10 protein-coding genes are annotated in these 22,602 nt (G+C 39.0%); all 10 read right to left on the bottom strand.

The window, feature by feature from the left end:
* Positions 1 to 941, bottom strand: a 941-nt coding sequence (locus tag Q8907_02345) for a TonB-dependent receptor plug domain-containing protein (protein ID MDP4273097.1), incomplete at its 3' end; no start/stop codon positions are given.
* A 520-nt stretch (positions 942 to 1,461) separates the two neighbouring features.
* Positions 1,462 to 3,627 (bottom strand): hypothetical protein, encoded by a 2,166-nt coding sequence (locus Q8907_02340; GenBank protein ID MDP4273096.1) that lies wholly within the window; start codon positions 3,625 to 3,627, stop codon positions 1,462 to 1,464.
* A gap of 46 nt (positions 3,628 to 3,673) precedes the next feature.
* Complete coding sequence (locus Q8907_02335) at positions 3,674 to 5,503, bottom strand: glycoside hydrolase family 88 protein (GenBank protein ID MDP4273095.1); 1,830 nt, start codon at positions 5,501 to 5,503, stop codon at positions 3,674 to 3,676.
* Between the two features lie 98 nt (positions 5,504 to 5,601).
* The gene (locus tag Q8907_02330; GenBank protein MDP4273094.1) at positions 5,602 to 7,725 is read right to left on the bottom strand and encodes a right-handed parallel beta-helix repeat-containing protein; all 2,124 of its coding nucleotides are present in this window, start codon (positions 7,723 to 7,725) and stop codon (positions 5,602 to 5,604) included.
* A 4-nt stretch (positions 7,726 to 7,729) separates the two neighbouring features.
* The gene (locus Q8907_02325) at positions 7,730 to 10,045 is read right to left on the bottom strand and encodes a hypothetical protein (protein ID MDP4273093.1); all 2,316 of its coding nucleotides are present in this window, start codon (positions 10,043 to 10,045) and stop codon (positions 7,730 to 7,732) included.
* A gap of 165 nt (positions 10,046 to 10,210) precedes the next feature.
* Entirely contained in the window at positions 10,211 to 12,493 is a 2,283-nt protein-coding gene (locus Q8907_02320) for a right-handed parallel beta-helix repeat-containing protein (GenBank protein MDP4273092.1), read from the bottom strand.
* 66 nt (positions 12,494 to 12,559) lie between these two features.
* Positions 12,560 to 14,767, bottom strand: coding sequence for a DUF5703 domain-containing protein (locus Q8907_02315; protein ID MDP4273091.1), 2,208 nt, complete (start codon positions 14,765 to 14,767; stop codon positions 12,560 to 12,562).
* 33 nt (positions 14,768 to 14,800) lie between these two features.
* Positions 14,801 to 16,057: a family 43 glycosylhydrolase gene (locus Q8907_02310; GenBank protein MDP4273090.1), complete on the bottom strand. Its 1,257-nt coding sequence runs from the start codon at positions 16,055 to 16,057 to the stop codon at positions 14,801 to 14,803.
* Positions 16,058 to 16,280: 223 nt separating this feature from the next.
* Positions 16,281 to 17,954 carry a hypothetical protein gene (locus Q8907_02305; protein ID MDP4273089.1) on the bottom strand — a complete coding sequence of 558 codons (1,674 nt, stop codon included), beginning with the start codon at positions 17,952 to 17,954 and terminating at the stop codon, positions 16,281 to 16,283.
* Between the two features lie 325 nt (positions 17,955 to 18,279).
* Positions 18,280 to 22,449 carry a glycoside hydrolase family 2 TIM barrel-domain containing protein gene (locus Q8907_02300; protein MDP4273088.1) on the bottom strand — a complete coding sequence of 1,390 codons (4,170 nt, stop codon included), beginning with the start codon at positions 22,447 to 22,449 and terminating at the stop codon, positions 18,280 to 18,282.
* Between the last annotated feature and the right edge of the window lie 153 nt (positions 22,450 to 22,602).

Genomic DNA, 22,602 nt, shown 5'->3' with positions numbered 1-22,602 from the left:
GAATGACTTTGAGTATATCCGGTTCGCATAATAAGATCCTGCCAGTCATAACCTTTTTGGTTTTTATAGGAATCGAGCGTTATGCCATTTGTCGGATCCAGATAAACCTGATGGAATCTAGTTACAGGATTAGCCGGTGTACTTGCGATGCTGTCCAGATCAAGCTGAAGTTTTACAAAATCATAAGGATTCATGACCTTTACACGGTTCACATCATGCTGAAAACCCAATGAAAAATTATAAGTTACAGTCGGAGTGCCGATGGAACCCCTTTTGGTATTGATGATAATAACTCCGTTAGCACCTCTGGCACCATAAATGGCAATTGAAGAAGCATCTTTCAAGATGTCCATAGATTCTATATCATTAGGATTGATAGAATTGATATCCATGTTTTCCACAGGAAACCCATCAATAATAAACAATGGAGAGGCATCCTGCGAAACAGATCCACCCCTGATGGTAATTTGTGAGGCAGCGCCAGGCTGTCCGTCATTTGAAGTTACAACAACACCGGCAACACGGCCAGCAAAAGCCTGATCAAAAGAGGATACAGGGGCCTTAACCATAGATTCCACATTGGTCGTTCCCACCGATCCCGTAAGATCTTTTCGCTTAGAGGTTCCATAACCGATTACTACAACTTCATTTAATTTATTGGCCTGTTCTTCAGACAAATGGATAACCTTCCCTTTTACATTAAGGGCAAGATCTTCCATTGTTTTATAACCAATTGAAGAAAAAACCAAAACTGAATGAGCATTTGGAACAGAAAGGGAAAACTTACCCGATTCATCAGCAATAGTACCTCTGCCGGAATTTTTGACAGCAATGCTTACCCCAGGGATTGGTTCTCCTTTTGTGTCAGTAACTGTGCCCGAAATTTCCAAGCTTCCCTGTTGAGAAAAACCCAATTGGGTTATTAAAAGAAAAAACGGCATAAAAAATAGGTATTTCCATATGTACCTTCGCAACCAAACTGCCGTACGTTCATTAAAATTAGAATAGAAAATTCTCATAATTTAAATTATTAGGTTAGAAATTAGAATTTACTTTTATTAATTTTAGTCTGACCATAAAATTTTATCCTCAAAATTAATTAATGGTTGTTTTTTCGCCTTATTGAGATGTTGCAAACAAGTGTTTGGATGTTCCAAAAGATTTAAAAGCAGATATTTCAATATATTAGTTTCCGGGGAAAATATAAAGATTCCTTGCTTTTATCGGGAATGGCAACAAATTCGTAAATATTTATGTTTGGAGGGTTTTGCGGTATTGCCGCAAACCCCTCCAAGAATATATAAATAATTTTCATCTTGAGCGTAATGAAATGAAGCGAAGTATGTTTTATTAAATTTTAAACGGACAACTTTTCATAAAATACTTAGAAACATTTAAAAAATAATCCTTAAGATTTGCAGCATTAAAAAGATTCTGAATAATTTAAAAATAAAATTATGATCAAAGAGCATTAATGACGGGTTTACAAATTTTATCGCCATCTGCAATGGTCATTGATAAAATGGAATTATGTTTTGTGATAAATAATCCGGTTGGTTTTTCAAAACTCAGGATAATTTTACCGTTTTTACGAAGTTCTTTTAAGCCAGCGGAAGAGAATTTAGTAAGGCCCTCAGCCTTATTGGCCATGATCAGTGCAATACCTTTATATTTACCTTCATATTTATCACCTTCAATATCTATTTGAAATGAGGTGGTTTTATCTGTCAAAACAGATTCCAGATCAGTAAAAGTATAAGAACCATCTTCGTTCTTACAGCCGCCAGATATTTCATTTCTTGTTATTCCTAACAAACCAACCTTATCAACTGAAAAACCGCCCACGGTAGCCTTATTAAAAATAGTATTATAGCGTTTTTCAATATTATTCCCGTTAAAATCCAATTTAGCCCTACCTTCAATCATCAACTTTCCACCCTTTGCCAGATAAGTTTCAAGAAATTTAATTACTGGTTCACGGGAATATTCTGGATAGAGATACACTATCGCATCAAATTTATGACCGTTCATGATGGGCTTTCCATCAGCATCAATTCTTATTTTTTGATTTACAATCAAATCGGAAGGCACCAAAGCATTATGATATCCTGCATTCCACAAAGCAATGGCCTTTTCTTCAACTCCAAGTTTTTCGTTATAATCGTAAGTTCCCCGGTTCGAATCAACCGGGTACCAATTTGAAAGAGCTTCCATGCCAAAAATCACCAGCAGTTTAATTTCAGGTAATGCAGGATTAAAGCGGTTCTCCATTCTTGCACAATTTTCAACAGAATTGATTTTTTTAAGAGCATCCATTTTCTCTACACTTACCCCCCAGCCCTGTATATCATTTACCGCATGATAATGGGTTCTAATGCCATATCGCAGGTCATCCATGGATTTTTCAACAATATTATCTAAACTTTTGTTGTAATACATGTTATACATTGCATTCATAGGATGAGACATAGCAATTCCCATCTGGGTAGGCAAAGGCGTATGTTCATCAGTCTGACCATATTCTCTCGGAACAGTCCACCAGTTGAGGCCAGTCACCCAAAACTCGTCCCCAGTCAGAGCATTATGATGAGTATCGTGGACACCTGCAAAAGCGTTTTTCCCGAAAATTTTTTTTGTCTGTTGGTAAACGGCATTTTCTACATTTAAAGGCCCACGGCGCATCAAATCCATATATTGATTTATGGCTTTAGCTCTAACAGAGGACTGTCCCTCAGGAGCATAGCGCATATCAAACAAAGCCTTTTCAAGACTGTTGCCTGTTTGTTTTCTAAAGGCCTCTTCCATAGATAAAGAATATAAGCGCTCACGCCAAAGTTCATTCTTAATCTCCCAGGGCGGACTGATACGAAGGTTGGTGTATTCATCCAGTGCCACCCCATCAAAAGGAATTGAAGCATACGCATTGATGGCTTCAATAAAACGTAACGAAGCGTCCTTACCATGATTGCTGCTGAAATTATAAAAATGCTGCGCCATGATGTATGCCGTATAGCCTTTCATCGCTTTACCAGCATGTACTTTAATATTCACACTTCCTTTATCTGGAGAATCTGATGATGTTTGTGAGGTGATATCTTTTAAAGATCCAGGTTTATAAAATCCTTCGGAAGTTTTCTTGAAAGCATACACCTTGAAGAGTTCGCTTTTTATAAGAGGCGTGGCCTTGCGAATATGTTTTGCCCTTGCATCAAATGAAGCTTCGCCATTTTCATCCAGCGCAACTTCTCCTTCAGTAATACAACGGTCGGTATTTTCGATCTCAACTTTTTTCCTGTTTTCCCAAAGCTGAAGTCCGATTTTTATTCCGTAGGAGTGTGCCTTTTCCACAATTTTCCTAAATATGGGACGCATCCTGTCGTAATCATAAAAATCGACACCATTTCTGGCAGTTAAAAATATAAATGTATAAAGGCTTTGATGGGCCAAAGAATCAAGTACATTCATGTACCTGTCGTTTTTAATCATATTTTCTGAAAAAAACCAATAGCAAATTTCAGGATGATTAATATTATCAAATGCCTTCACATAGTTCAATTTTACTGTTTCTTTCTGCTTAACCTGAGCGTAAGGAACAGCTGAAGTTGCCAGCAATAAGAAAAAAGACATTATTAAAACAAGATTTTTCATTTTCTTCTATTATCAAATTTTATATTTATTTTCCCATCTTTTCCATTTTTGCCATTTCAATTCCAGCGAACAAAACAGCAAATAATCCATGAGTATCATTATCATAAAGTGGACGGTTCATGTAATAATTTACATCTTCCGAACACATCGTTCCCACGCATATTTTATGAACTGTACCATCGGGTTCTATTTGTGTTTTTATGGCCTCCCATCCTCTTTCGGCAACAGACCTGTATTTTCGGGCATCAATCCAACCATTGTTAATACCCCGCGCAATAGCCATGGTAAAAATAGCAGTACCGGAAATTTCTTTTTGTGAATCAGGACGATTAAGCACATTAAACCAAAAACCACTCTTATCCTGCAATTTGGTCAATGAAGCCACATGTTTGCGGTAATATCCAAGAATTTTATTATAAGCCGGATGATTATGAGGCAAATTCATTAAAACTTCGGTTATTGCCCATATAGCCCAGCCATTTGCACGGGACCAATAAGGAAGTTTTACATTACTTCCAGAATAACGGGCATGAACATAGAGATTTTTATCCGGATCCCAGACCTGTGAATGAAAATCAAGTATCTGTGAGGCAGCATCATCCAGTAAAGCCTTGCTTGTGGCCGAATCCTTAATATATTGCGATGCCTGAACCAAAAAAGGTATACCCATAAACATATCGTCTGTCCATGTGGTATATTTTTCAGGTGTAGTACGGGTAAAATTACTCTTGCCAGGCAGCCTGATTTGCTTGTATCTTGCATATTTTATGATACTGTCCACAAAAATTGCATATTTATCTCGATTGGGAAAAGATTGATTTTTACGTAATTTATAAATCATGGGCAATGCTGGAGCAGTTGTAAAATCAAGTAAGGGAGTATCAATAATAAAATGGTTGGCACAATTAAAAGCATTTAGGGTTTTCAACTGATATTCTACAAAAGGAATTCCTTCAATATGAAAATCACAGAACCGGCTGGCATAATCATTATACTTTTTCTCACCGGTTACTTCAGCCAGTTGTTCCATAGCCCAACATACCCCGCCATTATGGTAATTCCAATCGTAGTTGGTGCCCCAGGCAAAAGGATTTATCATATCGCCAAGTATCTCAATTTTAGGGATAGTCCATGTCACCTTTGAGGCCAATCCCTGATATAAGCAACCGAAACGAATTTCTTTCTCAGGTGCATAAACTTCGTCTAAACCAACACGCTTTCCTTGTGAAACCGGATTTGCAAAAGGACCGATTACAAGCCAGTTGGTGATTTGGCTGATTTTGGCATCAACATTTTTAATATTTCCCAGTCCAATTTCCAGATTCTTATCATTAATTACGGCTCCCTTAGCACTGGGAGGCTGAATATAAACCCGCCAGTCGTCGCCATTTGTTTCCGATTTAACAAGTAGATAGTTAGTACCCTTTTTGAGATTAACTTTAAATTGATTGTTCATTTCAATGCTTCGTTCCTCAAAATGAAGATTTACTTTCCTGTCCCCTCTTTGCACATATACCAATTGATTATTCAGCCAAACCTTACAGCCATCATTATGCTCAATCTCTAAAGTCGTTTGCATATCTTCAGGGACATTTAAACTGGTATAGGCGTAAGCTACAGCTGGTTTCCCAAGCTGAAAGGTCCGGCCAAAATCTACAAACTGGACATTATTAAAAATCTTATTATTGGGAGCCACCACAAGTTTATATTTAAATGGGGTAACCCTGATTAACCTGTCAGCAATCAGCTTTGCCACGGTTAGCGGGTCATCCGTATTTGATATATCAGTACGCTTTGCAAAGGCAGTCAATAAAGGGATGGTTATAAAGGCCAGTATAAATAAGTATTTTTTCATCCTAGAGAAATTGATTTTTACAGGTAGAATGGAGCCAGCCAAGTAATGTTCATGTCTGTTTTTAGATAAACCTACCCGTTTCATAAATAATTATAATATTAATTTCTATCAAGTATTTCAGTGCCACCGGTAGCCCTGGCATTTTTTATCTGATATCTTCCAATTCCCTCATCAGTAGGCAGCTTAGTTCTATATTCATCAACATATAACCCTATTTTCTCGAAGGGAATAGGTTGAAAACCGGGTAGATCTTTAAATATGCGAGAATCAGCTTTTAACCTGAAGTCATGATGAGCCATATCTACAAAACCAGGATCAGAATTGTAAATCATATTTTTACCTGAAGCAATCGAATCGGTGGTATTTACCCATTTCCCATCCTTAATAATTTGCCATGAATAAGGTACTTTGCAATTCACCGTTACATTATTTTCAATTATGGAAGGCAAAGCGGTAACGAACTGAAATCCATAATTGCAGTTGATGGCAATATTGTTATAGCAATTAATCCTCTGAGGATTTTTAAGTTGCGAACCCGACTTATACAGAAAGCCTGTTCCCCGCTTATCGGGAGCACTATTCAGGTAAAGGATATTTCCATAAACGTTAACATCCCGATGATCGTTGTCCCAGTACAGCCCGTCACCTTCAGGACTGCTGTGGACATAATTATAACAGAAAGTGATATTCCCCATTCTTTCGAATTTGTCATAGCAATAGAAACCTCCCATATCATTGGACACCTGGCACATGCCATAAACCTCATTATATTCAAATCTTGAGTCCCAGCTGCCATAAAGCACGCCAACGTGAGGAGTATCATGTATCAAATTATGAGCGATATACATGCCTACTGCAGTATGATGGCCTCCTCCACCTCCCCCTGTATAGCCGCAGTTGATACCAGCAGCATAAACTCTTTCAATCTCTGCAAAATGATGAATATGATTATTAACCACTCTGTGGCCAGCCCCAATACGTGGATTAGAATGTTCGTCACCCCCGCTCAACCATACGCCTCCAGCTCCGAGAGAATACATGTCACAACTTTGCACGATATTTTCTTTTCCACCTGCCAGGACTACGGCATTTTTAGTAAGATTACGCAATGTACAACCGGCCACCATATTATTAGATCCTCCGTCTATCTCAATTCCTTCGCCCATATTTTCTTCAATAATAAAACCACGAAGAATCACATGGGATGTATTATTCAATTTTACAACCGGAGAACCGGAATCAGCAATATGTACAACCCTTCCGGCCAAAGGTTGAAGAGGATAGAAATAAAGTTTTTTATCTTTAAAGTCCACCGCCCATTCGCCAGGAACATCAATTTCTTCAAGAAGGTTAAAAAGCCAGTAAGGCTCCTTTCCGTTTCCCTCGGGGCGTTGGTACTTATTCCCAATCCCGCCGGAAACGGGGACGGCAAATTTAATAGTTCCAGCTACAGTATCAATCTTTCCTATTCTGACAGCCTCATTTTGCCAGGGAATGCGCCAATAACCTTTCAGCCATACGCCGCGGTCAACCTGATTAATCCAAACGGCAGTGCGCTTGTCCCTGTACTCAAAAACTCCAGGTCGTGCAGGACGATCATTTTTAGGGCTATCAGAGGAATAATAGGCACGCCAGTCCTGTCCTTTATCTTCCTGCCCGCCTCCATTGATAAGCACCTTCTTTATCGTCATAAAACCATCATTGGGGTAACGGGAAAGGGGCATACGCCTGCCATTCATAAATAGTTCAAAGAGACCCCCATTATCCGTGAAATTATCAGCATATTTCTGGTAGTGAACAAGATTAGTCTTGCTTAAATCAAGGGAAACAATCTTGTTTCTCAATTGAGGAGCAATTCTGGACAAAGTAGCTTTATCCGTAATCTTTTTAAAATCTTTTTCACCAAATACTTTAGAACCGCATAAAATCACTCTTTCGTCAGGATAAGCCCGGTAAACCACCGGTGCATCATTTGTCCCCGAATCCTGGCTATCCAGTTCAAAGGGTTCCGTTAAATAATATGTACCCTCACGGACCCAAATAGTTACAGAACCTTTGGCTGCGCCAAGTTTACGTACGGCATCACGTGCTGCAGATAATGTTGCGAAAGGTTTATCTTTTGTACCCGGATTGGTATCCCTTCCTTTCGTACTGACATATAAATTTGAAGCACAGCATATTCTGGTCGCCAGCAATGCTGCAATTATTAATATATTCTTCATTTTATCATTTTGTTTTATCAAATGTTATCGTTTTAGATTTTCCAGATTTCAATGCAAGTTCAGGAAGCCCATAAAAACTATTTTCCCCGAGCTTCTTACTAGTCGAAGTACTTAATTCATGAAAGATCTTAACCATTGCATCTACCGGCGTTGAATTGGTTAAAGCAATAACCAATTTGTTTTTTGTATTTTTCAAAATTTTGTACTGAATATTGTCGAATGCCACAACCAATGCTTTATCTGGTTGAACATATATCCCGGGAAGCTCCGTAGTAGTAAGCATTAAGGATGTTTCTGCCCATGTACTCATCGGAAAGATTTCACCGATATTTTCCACACTTTCCCAGTCTGTTAAATTGACCCTTTCACTCATATAACCATATTTGAAATCACCAAGCGGCCTATCCGGATGTGGCAGATATTGAGGCATATTGTGGGCAATATCGCGTAAAAGGTCAATATAAAACGTATCTCCTGTAGCACGGAAAATTTTCAACAATCCCACACCCGACAGGGTGCACATAGCCGGAGCAGCATGTTTATTTTGCGTATTGGCAAAAACTGCACCTGTAGAATGAATGCCGCATCGACCAAATAAAGAATTTCCGGGAAATTTATAATTATAGGAAACTACCCACGAAGCAAACTGATGTGCCGCTTTTTGCGCTATCTTCAGCCATTTTGCATTTCCTGTCATTTCATATAAAGTCATATATGATTCAACCATAGCTGCTGAAGATTCTGAATCGCAGTTCTGTAGGGCATCACCGGGGCCTCCGCACGTAATACCCCTGGCCACAAAGTTTTTATAAAAAAAATCTGCAGCTTGTTGCGCAACCTCAAGATAATCAGCATCATTATAATATTTTGACGCCAAACATAGAGCTGCCGGCACAATAGCTGCAGAGGAAGATCCTCCTACAGCTATCTTTCCTGTATTGGAATCCACAAACTGTCCAAACTGGTGGTTTAAATTCCATAATTTCACAAATGAATCGCAAACACGTTTCAGTCCGTCTTTCCATTCCTTTTTCACAGGAATGCCTATTTTTTCCATCAACATAAATTGTTTAATGATATAAAAAACAGCATCACCGCTTTTGCGTATTAAGTGCCAATTTTTTGAATAAGGTTTGCGAATATCGCCACCATACCAGATAGTGCCGTCTTTTCCAGAATCCCAGAAAAAACCCGAAGGACTAATGCCATTAGGAAACAACCAGTCGAAATTACGGAGAACATTCTGCCTTGTCTGCGCACTCCCTGCAAACAGCAAAGGATAAGTACTGATCATTCCTCCAGTCCAACCTATTTGCCAGTCCTGCAGAAAATTTTCACGCATGCCTACCGAATAATATCCATATTTAGGAACAAAATTTTGTTTATTAAACTTTTCCTCCAATAATTGCATGCAGGCAGAATAAGGAAGAGTATTGTTCAACAATTCACCTTTAGAAAAATCTTTGCGAACCATTGCAAATTTGTCGAACAAAGATTGTATTTCCGGAGCATTAAATCCATATACTCTGAATCTGATGATTACTTTATCTCCGGTCTTGAAATCCTTGGGTTTATCCCATGAGGGATAGTGTGCATCGCATATCATGTAACAATATTGCTCCCGTACTATCGGTGAAGTAATTGAAATAACAGCTTTGTCACGCTTGCGTGTTTCTTCGATGCTTAAACCATAATCACCCAAACTGTTTCCTTGTTCTGTTAGCAGCCAAAAGCCTCTTTGTGTAGTATCGCTTTGAAAACCAATGGAAGGAGCAGACATACTGCCACTACGTTCCTGTATCCTTGAAAAACCGCCCGATTCGCTAAGTTTGGAAACATCCGAAATAATGATGGGTTGGTCAACGCCAATATCCCGTGCATCACACAATTTGGGTGAATAAGGGATCCGGCGCCATTGAAAACGGTTTCCGTTATAAGCAGCTGCCGGTAAAAGCACATAATTCTTCTCGCTCCAGTTTGAAAAATCCAAATCTACGGAAAGGCTGCCCTGATCCAACTGACCCTTCAAACATTCAAAGGTGATTTCAAAATCAAGGGCATCAGGCTTTTCTTGAATAGACGAAGCCTTTGATGTAATATTCCATACTGAACCAAGAAAAGAAACCTTGCAGCTACTTTCTTCCAGGGGAAATTTCACCTGATTGGTCAAAAGATTATAGCGCTGATTGTCATACTGGTTAATCCGGCCATATATTTTAAAGTTATTCCTCATCAACCAAACACTTACATTATCCTTAACCTGAGCAGAAATAGGCCCAGTTTCAAAATCAGACAAAATAATCAGCAAGATCAGCCGCACAAAGTATATTATATATTTAATTTTCAATTGCTTACATCTATTGGTGCAAATATAATTTCCCATGTTTAAATACATTTAAAACAGTAATTCATGTACGAAATAACTTCTTATATTCATCTTCCATAAGTGAAAATGTTGTAAATGGATAAATCATTAATCCGACAATCATTTTGATTTTCTATGATTAGTTACAGAACTTACCTGATCAATCATTTTATCTTCAGTATCCAAAGCATCAGTTTTTGTACGGTTTTCTAATCCTCCGGTTTCCTCACGAGAGGGTATGGTTTTTCTGTATTGATCCTTTTGTAGACCGATTTTGGGAAACACTTCATTCAGGTCAGGAAATTTTTCAAGAATTAGTTTGTTATCAGTTCTCAGATCCATTTTCGGGTAATCATAGAAGGCAGCATCGGCCAGTTTCTGAATAGTATTATTTCCACTGATTTCGACATTTCCTAGTTTTTTAACAAAAGGACCGCAAGCCACAGCAACATTGTTATTCATGCGGCAACCATTTGGATATTCCGGATGCCAGGAAGGATTCAAAACATCTGACCATAAATTAGTTGTTAGGTTAAAACTAGATTTCAATTTTACACCATAGGATTTCCAAGGTTCAGCATTTATCTTAAACTTGGTAAGATTGGTTTCGTAATTTGTCCCTAGCCGGTAGTTACGGTTTATGCCTCTGTCGTCTACGGTTTGATCATGACTTTCAATAAAAAGGTTGTTTTCTGCAAGATTATCATGTCCACCTCCAAATTTGACAGCACTGATTGCCCCTTGTACAATGTTTTTGAAGTAAACATCTCCACTAGTCCCATCGTCGCTATAAAAACCATTTGCCCTGTTGGTGTGGTGTGAAAAATTATACTTAAAAATATTTCCATAAGTACTCCAACCCCCATAATTGTAAAAAACGCCAGTATCCCCTTCCTTTAAGGCAATATTGTGAATTTCATTGTATTCAAACACGCAGTTGTTGACATTATCAGTACGGATAGCTCCTTTTGGAATGTCATGAAGTAAATTATGGGAAATTAAAACGCCTACACAATTTTCAAGGGCAACAGCCTCTTTAAATGCCAGATTCCCAACATGATGAATATAATTATTGATAATAGTCACATTACTGGAGGCAAGCGTAAACCTGTTCCCTAGATTTTTAAGTTCCATGCCCCATCCTCCGGTTTCATAAATATCATTAGACTGAATTATATTATTTTCCCCTCCATTCATGCATATTCCCGTGCTTCCCACATTCCGTATGGAACAATCTGCGATAAGAATATTACTGCAATCATCCATTTCAATGCCGTTGCCCAAGCCACCTTCAATTGAAATTCCGTTTAATTGCACATATTTTGTACTTTGCATCCTAATAACGGGCATCACCATGTCAGCGATCATCATATTAAGCTGCCCTATTGGTTTAGGAGGATAGTAATATAATTTTCCATCCTTGAAATCAAGAGCCCATTCTCCGGGCTGGTTAATTTCATCGAGAAAATTGATAGCCAGCCAATTTTCTTTTCCACTGCCAACTCGCCACAATGGATTATTATTGGCCACAGGAGAATATTTTGAGCCCATGCCCTGCGGGGGTTGCTCGCAAAATTCAATGGACTGGTCTTCCAAGTGAATAGCTTTCACTTTCGTGGTAATAGGTGCCCAGGGCGTTCTCCATAATCCTTTAAGCCATAATTCGTGACCTTCATTGATGGAATTTTGCCAACGGCGTGCCCGGTTGGTACCGTCAGCATCAACTTCGTCCGTAGTATCCCTATCTTCCGGATGTCCTCCCCATCCATAATAAAATGAACAATTGTTTTTGGAACCATTGCAGGTGGTCCACCCGGGATCATTTTTTCCCCGGATATTTTCACCCGGATCAGGCCATTGTGAAACAGGCTGACGCTTTTGGTCTGCATACAAATCAATTATGTACCAATCGGTTGTAAATTGATTGGCCGGAGCAAAGCGGGCAACATTTTTTAATCCCATAACCGATACATCCAACTCATATATTTTACTTGCATCTATACCCGGATGTAGCCTTTTCCTAGCCACGCTGTTAATTGGAACCCATTTTTTCGAATCAACCAGTAACCCTCCTATAAAAGAAGGTTTCTCATTTTTGTAAGACTGATAACGTATGGGTTTATTTTTTTCGCCAGCATCCTCTGCCGTCAATTCAAAAGAAGAAGTAAACTGATAATTCCCACCCCTGATAAATATAGTAATGCCACCATTGGGAATGCTTTTATTTTTTTTCAATTTTCTTACCGTATCACGTGCTTTAGTGATTGTCGCAAAAGGTTTTTGGAGAGTTCCCGGATTATGGTCATTGCCTGATGGGCTTACGTAATAATTTTGAGAGTGGGCAAGACTAAACCAGAAAGACAAAACCAGCATAAGGATATTTAACTTCAATGGATTCATCATTCGATATTTATTAATGTGGCTAGTTAAATAAAAATTTCACTTATATACATATTAACAACTCATTACTTAATGTTTTAAGGATCCCGAACAAATCACCACATCCTTTTCACGACTTGCTGGCGTAACTTTCATACTGGTGATTTTCCCAAACCTAACCGAAGCTTCAACTATAGTGTTGAATGGAGCACAAAGTTTGAAATCAGATGACCATTCTTTGGGCCATGCAGGCAACAATAGAATACGGTGTCCATCGCACTGCATCAGCATTTTTTGAAGGCCTTGCTGGCCGTTACCCCCATTATCTTCGTCGGGCATATAATCGTGGCTGCGATCCCAAAAAGCAGGGAAGCGCAATAGCCGGTCAAACCTCGTAAAATTGTATATAACATCATTTTTAGCCTGATCAGCAAGCCCAAGCAAAGGTGCATCAATGACATCCTGATACCAACATCCGCTGCGTTTATTAAGCCGCTCATTATAAGTCTCAAGCGCAAGCTGATAATCAGGTTTTTCCAAGCCATAAATTCTGAAGGGATAAATAGCATATAGTTCTGGATTCTCAGTATTATGAAACTTCACGCTGTCCGGACATGCATAAGGTAGAATAACCTTTTTGCCATTTTTCAATCCCATAGGTATGTCTGGAACTATCTTCAAAAAGTTCAGCCATTTGTTGCGCAAGTTCGCCTCAACCATACCGGATGGCAGGTACAACAACCTGTTTATAACATAATGAAGTCCAGCAATATCCGGCAAAGGATTGGTTACATCCCAATACATCTCAATTGAGTTATCCGGAGAAAGAAGTAATTTACCCTGACTGTCGCGGGGAAAATGTTGGTCAAAAAATGTGAGGCCAGCTGATGCTATCGGAATAAGGGTGTTTCGTAAAAACTGTTTATCACCGGTATAGTCATAATAATCCAGCATCATGGCGCTTAATTCCAGTATAGGAGTAAAATAGCGGAATGTATAACCACCTTTGCTTTCGGGTTTTATGTCAGGTATTCCACCCCAAAAAGGAGCAGTTTCTGCAAAGTAGGCTCCCTCATGGTTATAAAATATATGGACTTGTTTTAAGTTTTCAGGAAGCATGTTGCTAAACATGCAGAACAGAGGTTTCATAATGTCGAAATCGCCGGCAGCCAGGCAGGGCCAATAAATAGGCCTCGTGTTTTGAAACCAATACTGGCCACCCCAAGCTCGAAAATCTGCATTTACAGGGCCAATATTATCCTTACCCGTAGTTTTATCTTTACCCAGCTTTTCTGAGGGATTATCAACAGTAAATAAAGAACCATTGAATTTTATGGCATAAACTCCGCGTCCCGCACAGGCAGTGATAAAGCGTTGCAAAACATACCCACGGGTTACGGTTATAGCATCTGAATCACCTCCTACAAAAATCCAACTACGGTTCCAGAACTGCTGCCACCACCGTTCATGATTTAGCCGGGCTTTTACCGGGTTAATCATGTCGGTCGCTTTAATCTGCTTTTCCATCTTTGAAAGCCAACCGTCAACAGTATTTGTTGTTGCGGTCAGCACATGAACAGAAAAATCAATATCATTGGCCGATAAAACTGAATGAAGTTTATTCCCATTCTCTATTGCCATTCCCTTACCTTCAATGGAGGCGCCAAAAGTCAAATTCAACAAATGAGGATTTTTTGCTGATTCATTGCGATGATAGGAAATCAGCTGAACATTTTTGTAAGTAACAACTTTATCTGCGCTGATCAAACCTCCCGGGGTATTTTCAGGAGCTGTGCGCCAAGGGTCAAATGCGATTGTGGCGGTCATTTTCTGTGAAGAACCGACCTTAATTCTCACCACCGGCAAGTTGGCATCAACCCAGATTTTAAGTGAAGTATTCGATTTATTAGATAGGCCGGCAATTTGAATTTCAGAATTTCTAAGATATAAAATTTGTTTGACTGAAGCACCGGAAGCAAAAGGATTGGGAAAAAGCGAAACCCGCACGCGACCTATTTTCACAAGGTTATCAACTTCGTTCCATGCATCAGACTTACTAATATAGAATAGTATATCTCCGTTTCGTTCGGTCCACACATTGAGGGCAATATCACCGTTACCCAATGGCATGGAATACGAGGAATTTCGTCCAAGGGAATCCCATTCCACATTATAAGTTGATAATGATTTCCAAAGATTATTAGCCAAGGAATATTTTTGACCACTTCCGTTTCCTGCAAAAGAAAGAATCGACCAACAAATAAAAAACGGCAGTAAAATAAATTTTTTGAATGTCATTTTCTGAACCAATTAATAATTTAGTTAGGATAGTTACTTTTTCTGTTTTGAGGGCGCCAAAATAAAATCGGGCTGATTCTTGGCAATGAATACTTTTCCCTCTTTATCGAAATCGATTTTTATAATTCCCGGCTTTTCGCGCCAGGGAGCCTGACTGTCATCTCCGAAAAAGCAGGTAAACCAGTCGCCATTCTCAGCTTCAAAAAAGCCTGTGCCGCCATTGCAGGGAACTGATTCATAACGACCTGTATAGGGACCGTAAATATCATCAGACATAACAAGCATTATTGAATAGCGTCCTTCATATTTATCTGTCGAACCCAGATAATATTTCCCATTATGTTTAAACAAAGTAGCTCCTTCGAAGCCCAAATCCCTGTAACCCTTAGATGAACAAGCTTTGGAATGGTGACAAAGTGCTGTATCAGGATCAGAGAGGGTAATATGATGAAGCGGTTCTGCAAAGTCGCTCAGATCGTCTTTCATACGGGTAATTTGATCACCAGGACCCTGGACAAAATATACCTTTCCGTCTTCGTCTTCAAATAACGACGGGTCAATCAGGAATGATGCAGGAATTGGTCCAATACCACCCAATAAGGGTTTGCCGGGATCTGTTGCATGTACATAGGGCCCCTCAGGTTTGCCGGTTATACTTTTAAGAATTGCAATCCCCCCTGGTGGCATGCTGAAACAGATATAGTAATTATGATGGATATAATGGATCTCCGGAGCCCAAATGGAACGAACAGGTTTGCCGTGAAGTTCACGCCATTGTTTTTCCCAGCCTCCATCTTTTTCTATACTCCATACCAACCCAAGGTAATTCCATTTTCTAAGGTCTTTCGAACAATAAATTTCAATCCCGTCATTATAATTCCAAATATTAAAACCGGTAGAACCGGTAAGATAATAATATCCGTCCCCCCCTTTGCAAATAACCGCATCACGCATATGTACATCCCAAAGTGGTTTGATGTTTGGGATCAATCCACTGGTTATTACCGAACCAGAAGCCAGTCTTGATTTATTTTCCTGAGAAACCACTACACCTACTGCAATACCTCCAAAACCGTTTTCACAAATAGCTTTACCGGGTCCTGAGATACCTGCACCTGTAAAATGTACTGAATCAATAGTAGATTTAGGATATTCCCTCGCAGCCCAAATTTCATCCTGTGCCTTCGCTTTATCAGTGGAAAAAACATAAACTGTAAATAAAAGACACCCATACAAAACAATTCCGTAGACGATATTGCCCGGTTCTTTTTTTATTTTGAATTTACTCATAACAAAGAATAAGTTTGAATATCACCCATTTCTCAACATTAGTTTCAGTCAGATCTTTGAATTATTCTGTTTCTGCCCGTAAAACCTCATAAAATGAGGGTAAACAGTACCACTTAATCATTTGTAAAAATATGGACAAAAGGAGGATAAAGCATAATCCTCCCGTTGCAAAATAATGCCCGGATGTTGCAAAATCAGAACGATTTCTGAATAAAGATCAAAATCACTTAAAAGGGAAAATATAAAACGTTTGTTTTACAAGGTTGGCTGTTTTTACTTTGGGTTCTGTATTTCTTCCCCATTGCCATGCCGCAACAGTAACTGCTACAGGAAAAATTGTACGGGGTGGAATTTTGGTAAAAATCAGCTGGTCATTTTTAATGATGGCCGGACCCGAGACTACAAAAAACTTTACAGGCAAACCCGCATCAGAATGTGCTGACAATCTTAATGTTCTGGTTCCTGCCGGTACATCCGGAATTTTTTGAAAAATGATCACCTGAGGCTTACCTTCATTATTTTTTTGCAATGTTAGTCCACATGGCTGGAATATCTCACGAATCTTATTATTCCCTTTTTTCCTGATCCCTAAATAATTTGCTGTAGAATTCCAACTCCGGTCAAGAGCAATCTGGAAACGGCTGTTTCCCAGAGGTTTAAATTGACCGCAAACCCATTCTGTTTCTACAGGACCGGCAGACTGAGGAAGATTTTTACCGGCCTTATAAAAATTATCCGGCAGCTTATCAAGCATAGTCCCTTTTACCGTAAATGTAATACCATCAGCCTCAAAATGAATTGGAGTAACCTTTGAAATTCCATTGAATGAAAAAGGAGCAACTTTACCACTGTCGGTTAAGAACGCAGGAAGCTGGGTTTCAGCATTCCAGTTTATGGAGGCAATGGACTGAGCTTCTTTTGCCTGGTCTTTACTAAAATACCAAGGAACGGAACATTCAGTTGAAGAAATTCCTGAATACGCTTTCACCCTATGATTTTCATGACCGGGTACGGGCAAATCAACCACAAAACCTTTACGAAGATCCACTCGATTCAGAGTATCCCCATGGGATAGCCTTGCCTTTGAAACCAAGTCAATATAGCGGGCAAAATAATTCACCAGTCTTTCCGAACAATCAAAATGGCCGCTGTTACCATCTATCACATAGGATAGAGGCCAGGTGGGATTTTTTCCCCTTTCATTGAGGACATAGTTGTATGCATCTCCTACATTGTTCCACTGAGATGAGATATCCGTTTTATCCTGCCCCCACTCCTGGGCACTACCAAAGACAACAAGTGCCGGGGTAATCCGGTTCTTAGGCGGGAAATGATTGTTTTTAATCCAGATTCCTGCGATACACCTTTCTGGATTATTTTCCACCAAAGCATCAACCATGAGAAGATGGCCAGATTCGCCCATAGGAAGCCATGGTACTGTCGCCACTTCAGAATAACCGGATGTTTTAGCCAGTCCATTAAGAAGCTTTTGTAAAAATGCCGTAATTGTCTTATATTCAAGAGCCATGTTTATTGTTCTGCCATCACTGGCCGTGCTTTTTCTAAAATTCATAAATGAAGGGGTACACCAGATGATACCCAGATTATTGTTACTGCATGCCTTACGAATAGCCGGATGTCCAACCAGCATATGTTCAGGCACATTGGTGCACATAATAAGCAAACCTCTAAGTTTTTGACAATTTTCAGGAATCCAGAGATAAGCTGTAGCTTGGGTTTGAGAACCATCAGCCCAATCTCTACAGGTATCAGTCTGCATAAATTGGAAAACCTGGTTTTCTGGTGAACGCATAGTTTCAGAATCAGCATTCTTTTTATCAGGAACAAACCCGAGTAAAATTATTGAAATAAGAACCAATAATATAAATGATTTCATTTTCATTAACATTTAGAAAATACTGTAATCGAAAATCTACATATAAACAATGTACTTAACCGTCTCAAATGCCAATTCAAGTCCCAAAGCGCATGTATCATGTTGTCTTTTAATATATTACTAAATAAAGGTCTAAGATTAACCTTGCAAAAAATTCATGTTTAAAAGTTAATTTTAAACTAAAATTTTCAGTGCCTGTTCAATCAATAAAAGGCTACGATGAAAAAAATGGATTACCTTTTTAATCATAATTAAACCTGCGCCAATACGAATTTTATTGTGGTTTTATTTACCATATAATCCTTTATACATCAAATCATTCGCATTAATTTCCTAAAAACTTAAGAGCTTCAATTATGGAATTAATCAACTTAGGAGAAAATTTGGCAAAAAAATCCGAATTGATCAGGATGAGTTCATTCCTGTCCTGTTTTAAATATTCTGGAGTCTTTTGCATCATAAATCCATAGGTATCGTTCACCAGTACAGCGTTTTCTTCCATGATCGCTTTAACACGGTTATTTAACTGAGCTATTTGAGCGTTATTCAAACCTTTAGTATAAGATTCAGAAACTGGAGGCTGAGACTGCCACATCAATCCTGCATTTGTCTTTTTAAGCCTGCTTATAATCAGTCTTATGTCCGAGTCAAATTTTGCAAGTCCTGAATTTGAAAAATCTTTAATTCCATCGTATCCAATGCTAAAATAAATCATATCCCATTTTGAACCACCAATTGCGTTTTCAAAATTACGAATCAGTACCTCAGGGGAATCAGCATTTATGCCTGAATATGAAATATGCCCAAAATCTTTCAACCCATTCAGAATTTCCGGAGCCAGAGGTATCATACGATTATCAAACAGAAGAAGGATTTTTCGTTGTTTGCCATCCCTGCCATTTCCCATATTAAAAAGTACATCAGGTAATTTCGGAACAGGTTTTAAATTAGCAAGTTCTTGTTCGACTTTGGCAAATCTTATTTTCTGATTTTTAGATTCTGAAAAATCGAATAAACTTGTATCATCAGGAAAATAATTTAACCTGCCCAGGGAGCAGTGCCAGTTTGTAAGGATATGGCGAGTAAGCAATTGCCCTTTTTCTTCCCCTTTTAATAAATCGAGCTGGCAAATCAGCACTTCTCCTTTTCCATGTTTTAATTTGACAATAACAGGATCACGGTTGAGATACCATAAAGACTGCCTCATATCTTTGCCTTCATTGATGTACTCACCTCCAAATGGAGGAACACTCCAATCATTACGCCAGTTACTGACCAGGATACTAAAACTGTCGTTCAGTGCAACTTCGGATAAAGTCTTAAATTTCACACCGGCATCAAACATTGGTTTACCGTTCCAATTAAGATCAATATTGGATAAACCGGCCAAGAACGGATCATAATTAGATTCAAATGGTTGAGGAATAACGATGTTGTCGTAATATTCAACGCCCTTCTTAGGTGTTGAACGTAAAGTCCAACTCAGGGCTGCCTTTATGCAATTGGTATTTTCGTCAAGATACGGATGAGTCAATTCCAACTGATTGCCTAAAATCTTCTGAATCCCCGGAAATGTGGAAGGTGTAATTTTGTATATCAATACTTTCCCTCCATTGTTGGCAAATTGATTCAGCACTTCAGCTTGATTATCTTGTAATGCCTTATTCCTGGCATCCAACAGCAAAACATCAAATGAAGCATTCATTCCAACATTTAAGTCATTCAGCTTTTTAAAATCCACTCCGGCATGTTTAAACCATAAAGCAAAATCCTCGTCGCCATAAAGTCCGACACGGTTGATTTGCCTCTGAGGTTTATAGGACAGGGCAGCCTGAATAAGGTTACGTAACAGCCATCCTGCCGCAGGTTCAGAAGATATGCTTTCCGGAATTTTAAGGCTTGTGACCCAACGGCAACCTTTACCGATGTATATTTCATGCAATGCAGAAGTTTTAGAATCGCGGTCACCGGCAATCAGCATGCGGAAATTCACATTTCCCTGAGGCTTTTTCATTCCCCCATATTCATTTCCACCTCTCCAATAAGTAAGTTCCTTTTGCCCGATACTATTAAGCACTGTAAAATCCGGACCATTGACCAATAGCCTGGCAGATCCTTCAGGCAATTTATCGTTCATCCCACAAAACTGAATTATGCAAATTCCCCCAGCATTCAATTCATCAGCATTAGGAGGGAGTTTATTCCCATTTACCAACAGAACAGAAACTTCATCATTTTTTATTCTACCTGAAAGTTTTTTAAAAGGAATTGTCGCCTGGTTTAGAACATTTTCCAGCAATCCGGTTGAATCTAAAACCCCGATTACTTTATCATCAGTTTTTAACAATTGGGCATTAAGTTTTGGAAAAATAGTTCCCTCACGAACGTCTCTATAACCAGGCAATCCCTTATAGTAAAATTCACGGACAATATTAATTTGAGTGGCCTTTGAAACAACAGGGATATCAAAGTTCCAGTTAATATTTCTCAACAAGGAGCCCGGTGTAATATTCTCTTTTTGTACAATTTCTGAAAGAACGTGGCCATCAGTAGATTCAACTTTACAATGAACCTCATCAACATAACGCAGATCATCATAAATCATTAAGGGTGAATGGACCACTACTTTCTGACCTTCAAAAAAAGAAAAGTTCATACTGTCATAAGGGAAACGTACCCATTTTATATCTTCATTAAAAAGGTAAAATCCAGGATTGGGTTCAAAAACAGGTAAAGTAGGATCCCAGATATTAAGGGGTGTAGAACAAGGCAATATCTGTTTTGCTTTGATGCCCGGTCCGTCAAGTGTTGAGTAAGTAGGTACTATGCCTTTATAACGATTGTAAGGTTGCCATCTAAAAAACACATTGCCCAGATCCCAGGGAATAAAAGCATTTATTCTATGAAGCTCACCATCAAAGGTTTGGCCTTCACGGATTAAATTCATAGCTTCCCTTATTTCGTCATGACCATCACGATAAATTCCCGTTGCATAATCCTGAGCGCTGACTTCATAACCAGCAGATCCATTGCCAAGAGGACGGGTAGGCTGCCAGACCTCTCCCAGTTCATCCCATATCATTGGCTTATTGGGGCCAAATTGTTCCCATTCCTTAAAAACTGTTGCCATATTATAATGATGGCCGATAACATCACCAGCTACAGAATATGCACTAAAATCAGAAGAAAAAACCGGTCTTGTAGGATCAACAGATTTTGCATAAGCCACAAGCCAGGGTTTTTCACCTCCCCCCCTCCACCTCAATTCATTCGAAACACTCCATACAATCACCGAAGGATGATTATATAAGGACTTCATCATATCTCGCAAGTGTTCCTTTGCAAAAGCAGTGTCTGCCGGAATAAGAAAATGAAAAGCAGGTTCGGCCTCCAGCAGAAATCCCATTTCATCTGCTACTTCGTAAAGAATTTTATGTCGAGGATATATATGCAGGCGCATATAATTGATACCAAGTTTCTTAAGCTCCTTAAACCACGTTTCAAAATATTCACGCGAAGCCTGTATATCTCCAAGATAATGTTCTCCATGACCACGAAGATAAAGATTACGACCATTGATATATAAATGAGGCCCATTAATGGTTATTTCTCTGAAGCCAAAGCGCTCTCGCTTCCAATCCACAGGTTTTCCGTGAACATCATAAACAACCACATTGAAATAATAAAGATAAGGATCGAACGGAAACCAAAGGTGAGGATTTTCCCATGCAGTAGCAGCATGAAGCTCCTTTATCCCACCCGGACACAAGTTTTGCTTACCGCTGTCAAAAGTCTTAACAATTTTTCCCTGAGCATCAGTGATAAAATATTTGACAAAAACCGTTTTGGACGAATTACTCATATTTCTAAGGGGAACTTCACAGGAGAAAGTCTTTTCCTTAAATGATGTTCTGATCATCAAGTCTTCTTCAACAAAAACATCCGGTAATGCCTGCAAAGAAATGTCATCCCATATTCCTAAAGATTTCATACTCTCACCTCCGCTCAAATGGGTGGCTTCGTCTTCAATCTTCACCCCCAATGGGAAATTACCAGGACTAAGGTGGTTACCCAAGTCAAAATTCCTGGAATTATAACCATCGCGGACGGTTTTAAATGTTTTCCCAGGCCATATAACCGTATAATTTTGCAGGCATCCGTTTACATGCAGTCGGATATTCATCCCAGCCATTGAATCAGCAATAGTCACTTCCCTCTGATAAAGGGCTCCTTTGTTTTCCCAGCCATGGGGATAATCAAATATATCCCAATAGGGCTTTCCCCACTTTCCCTCCCACTGATTGGTATAACAACCAGGAACAAGAACCTGGGCCTTTTCTCCGGTTTTATTTATTGTAAGTTTCCAAAGTCCATTCAAGGATATATTTTTCCTTATTTGATGTTTTGGAAGGGTCAATTGCTGCGTATCGAGTTTATGAAGGCTGCAGGCTGTGATTCCAGTTAAAATCAAAAACAGAACAAATATTTTTTTCATTCGAATATAATTTAATTTAAGTTTCGCAAGTAGTATAAAGGGGTTATAACAGATTTCTCTGTGGCACTCTGTGTTAAAACTCTGTGGTTCTCTGTGTAATAAATCGATTCAATAACACAGAGGTACACAGAGAAGACACAGAGGAATTTTTCT

The organism is Bacteroidota bacterium, from assembly GCA_030706565.1.
In the GTDB taxonomy this organism is placed as follows: domain Bacteria; phylum Bacteroidota; class Bacteroidia; order Bacteroidales; family JAUZOH01; genus JAUZOH01.
Note: the sequence above shows the minus strand (reverse complement) of the source record. Positions and strands in the feature narration are given on the sequence as shown.